Origin of the sequence: Microcoleus sp. D3_18a_C4, from assembly GCF_036702415.1 — a bacterium.
Taxonomy (GTDB): Bacteria; Cyanobacteriota; Cyanobacteriia; order Cyanobacteriales; family Microcoleaceae; genus Microcoleus.
The window spans coordinates 1-3368 of sequence record NZ_JAUBTI010000203.1 but is presented as its reverse complement, the minus strand read 5'-3'; the positions used below and the strand labels follow the sequence as shown (position 1 = coordinate 3368).

The 3368-nt window shown below is 45.4% G+C and carries 3 protein-coding genes; 1 reads left to right on the top strand and 2 read right to left on the bottom strand.

Features of this window, described 5'->3' with window-relative positions:
• Positions 1 to 183 (bottom strand): hypothetical protein (locus QUB16_RS33010; protein WP_333322583.1); only part of this gene is annotated, 183 nt, incomplete at its 3' end.
• A gap of 148 nt (positions 184 to 331) precedes the next feature.
• On the opposite strand from QUB16_RS33010, the gene QUB16_RS33005 reads away from it, so the two are divergent.
• Positions 332 to 1408, top strand: coding sequence for a DUF3616 domain-containing protein (locus tag QUB16_RS33005; protein ID WP_333322582.1), 1077 nt, complete (start codon positions 332 to 334; stop codon positions 1406 to 1408).
• Between the two features lie 140 nt (positions 1409 to 1548).
• Here QUB16_RS33005 and QUB16_RS33000 read toward each other — a convergent pair whose 3' ends face one another.
• On the bottom strand, positions 1549 to 3186 hold the full coding sequence (locus QUB16_RS33000) for an AAA family ATPase (RefSeq protein ID WP_333322580.1): 1638 nt from the start codon (positions 3184 to 3186) through the stop codon (positions 1549 to 1551).
• Positions 3187 to 3368: the final 182 nt, after the last annotated feature.

The following is a 3368-nucleotide window of genomic DNA, read 5'->3' as shown; positions in this document are numbered from 1 at the left end:
TGCCTGTTCCACAACAGATGGATTTTCTGTTTGCACCATTGTCAGCAACAGGCAAGATGCCTGTTCCACAACAGATGGATTTTCTGTTTGCACCTCTGTCATGAACAGGCAAGATGCCTGTTCCACAACAGATGGATTTTCTGTTTGCACCATTGTCAGCAACAGGCAAGATGCCTGTTCCACAACAGATGAATTTTCTTTCTTGTGGGGAGTAGGGGTTGGGCACGCGAGCCCGCCCATAAAAGCCTGATTGAGAATGGTGCCACCTATGAGTTTCAAGCAGGTTTAACTATAATGACTTACTCTAAGAATAGTTTAGATCCTAATAATTATGCCAGAATCCTTTTTGCTCGGCCGGCTGATGCTGCAATTAAACAGCGAAGCGGCTGATATTATTACAGACTTATCCGCTGTTGCTTTAACTCCCGATGGCCATTTGTGGCTGGGTTCGGATGAAACGACTTCGATCGAGCGTTTGTCGCCTGTCGCACCTCATATTTTTGGAGAACATCAAAGATTTGCGATCGCCGATTTTATCGATCTACCTGGAGAATCCGAAATCGATATCGAAGGAATTGATTTCAGCAAAGATTATCTTTGGGTGGTGGGTTCTCACAGCACCAAACGCAAAAAAGCTAAAGGCAAAGACCCCGAAAAAGACATTGAAAGATTAGCACAAATCGTGACAGAGGTCAACCGCTATTTACTGGCGCGGATTCCTATGAAAGACGGGATTTTGTGCAAGTCAATTCCCGATTCTGACAATCCCGAAATTCAACTGACAGTGGGATGCCTGCAGCGGACAGAAACAGGCAATTTGCTGACAGACGCGCTCAAAGATGACACCCACCTCGGCTTGTATTTATCTGTGCCGATTCCGAGTAAAGAAAATGGCTTTGATATTGAAGGGTTGGCGGTGCGGGGCGATCGCATTTTGCTCGGTTTGCGGGGGCCGGTGCTGCGGGGTTGGGCGATAATTTTAGAAATAGAAGTTGAAGAGGCAGAACCGGGAGTTTTAAGGCTTAAGGAAATTGGGAAAGGAGGGAAATTGTACAACAAACATTTTGTTGATTTGAACGGTTTGGGCGTGCGAGAATTGTGCTGGAACGGGGAAGATTTGATTGTTTTAGCCGGGCCGACGATGACTTTATCTGGGGCGATGAGGGTTTTTCGGTTAAAGGGGATTTTAGGGCGATCGGGCGACAGTATTACTGGACAAGATGGGGGAGATTTGGAGGTATTGTTTGACTTGCCTTTTAAGGTTAATACGGACAATGCTGAGGGGTTGAGCCTGTTTCCATATTTGGACGGGCAGAATTCGCTGTTAGTGGTTTACGATTCGCCGGATGCGGGGAGAATGGTTGATAAAAATGCTATTCTTGCTGATGTTTTTAAATTAGGTTTATAGTAGTATGGTGCGTCATAACGGGAGATATTTGGGATAATTAATCAGCCCTGAAATGACGCAGCATACGATTAGGAATGTGCGTCAGATGTAATTTTTCATAGAATAAATTAGATATGAACTGACGCACCCTACAAATTGGGTTAATTGTCGATCGCATCCCTTCGCCGCTGGCTGTAGCGTTTCAATTCATCAATTAAGTGAGTATCGTTAGAAGCTGTTCTCGCGCCCGCTTCCGCCGCCCACCGTTTCAAATCTTCAATTTGCGATCGCGCGATCGCAGCTAAAGGTACAGTATCCTCGATCGACCTCAAAATATCCTCCGTCATCAAATCCCGGCGCTGTCCGTTGACAAAAGTGCCAAAAGCCCGATATAACCCATCTATTACAACTTGCTCAATTTCTGCACCGCTAAAATTCTCAGCGCGTTTCGCCAAAACTCCCAAATCAAACTCCCGCAATCTAGTTGGGCGCAGTCGCTGCAAATGTACTTTAAAAATATCTTGCCTTTCCGATTCTGAGGGCAAATTTAAAAAGAAAATTTCATCAAACCTGCCTTTTCTCAGCAACTCTGCCGGCAAAATCCTGACGTTATTTGCAGTTGCGACAATAAACACCGGACTGGTTTTTTCCTGCATCCAAGTAATCAAACTGCCGAATACCCGGCGCGAAGTTCCCGAATCGCCGTCGCTGCCGCTGATAATGTTGCCGAAGGCTTTATCTATTTCATCGATCCACAAAACGCAAGGTGCGATCGCCTCTGCTAATTGTATCATTTGCCTGACGCGACTTTCGCTTTCCCCGACCACGCCGCCAAACAATCTCCCAGTATCCAATCGCAACAGTGGCAAACGCCATTCTGAGGCTATTGTTTTCGCAGATAAAGATTTGCCAGTGCCTTGAATTCCTACTAACAAAACTCCTTTCGGATTCGGTATGCCGTAGCGACGCGCTTCGTCAGTAAAAGCATCTTGCCGCATCTTTACCCACTGTTTCAAATTCTCCAAGCCGCCCACACTTTTTAGGGATTCTCTGGAGTTAAAAAACTCCAAAATGCCCGTTTGGCGAATTGCTTGTTGTTTCTCCTCCAAAACTCCGTCAATATCTGACTCGTTAATTTGCTGTTTGGCGGCCAAAGCTTTAGCCAAAACCCGCCCGATTCTAGCGCGGCTCAAACCTTGACAAGCTTTAACCAACTGTTCCCTTGCTAAACCGCTAACTTGCAACTGTTGCGGCTTTTCCACAACGTGAGAAATTAAACTGTCGATTTCTTGCACGTTGGGCAAAGGAAAATCAATTACTGTGACTTCTTCTTTCAATTCCTCCGGCAATTCCAGCGTGTGAGAAGTAAGAACTATAGTTTTTTTGCTGCGCTTCAATTCCCGCGTTAAATTCCGCAATTCCCGCACTACCGCCGCATTTTTTTCGGTGTAAGGATATTTCAAAACCGGGTGCAAATCCCGCAGTACAAATATGGTATATTCTTCAACAGCAGTTTTGCTGACGCGATCGAGCGCCGCCATTACCGAACCTTTCCCAGAACCGTTATCCTCCCAGCCCCGCACAAGATCCCAGAACAACACCCGGCGCGCGGGAGTTACTTGCAGCGCTACTTGGGCAATTACGGCTTCGACCGGTTCTTCCTCCGCGCCGACAATGTACAGCAGCGAATAGCGGGCGCGAATCATCAAATCTAGTCGCTTTACCAGTGCCTCGAAATGGTTATTTTTACTGCTATTGACGACATCTAATTCTCTGGATTTGGGGTAATTTTCTGTCATTTTATTTGATATCTTAAATATATATTCAACTTTATTATTAAATATTTTGTTGGCAGTCAGGACTTTAGTCCTTAAAAAGGATTTAACCGAACTAAAGGTTGGTAGTAAGCTGTTACGCATTTAAATTGGAAAATCTGGACAGGCTAGAAGCCCGTCCCACAAGAGTTTTATTGATTTTTGAC

Bases quoted from the DNA above. Each gene is read 5' to 3' on its own strand.
- QUB16_RS33005 (WP_333322582.1), top strand. From the start codon at position 332: ATGCCAGAATCCTTTTTGCTCGGCCGGCTGATGCTGCAATTAAACAGC.
- QUB16_RS33000 (WP_333322580.1), bottom strand. From the start codon at position 3,186: ATGACAGAAAATTACCCCAAATCCAGAGAATTAGATGTCGTCAATAGC.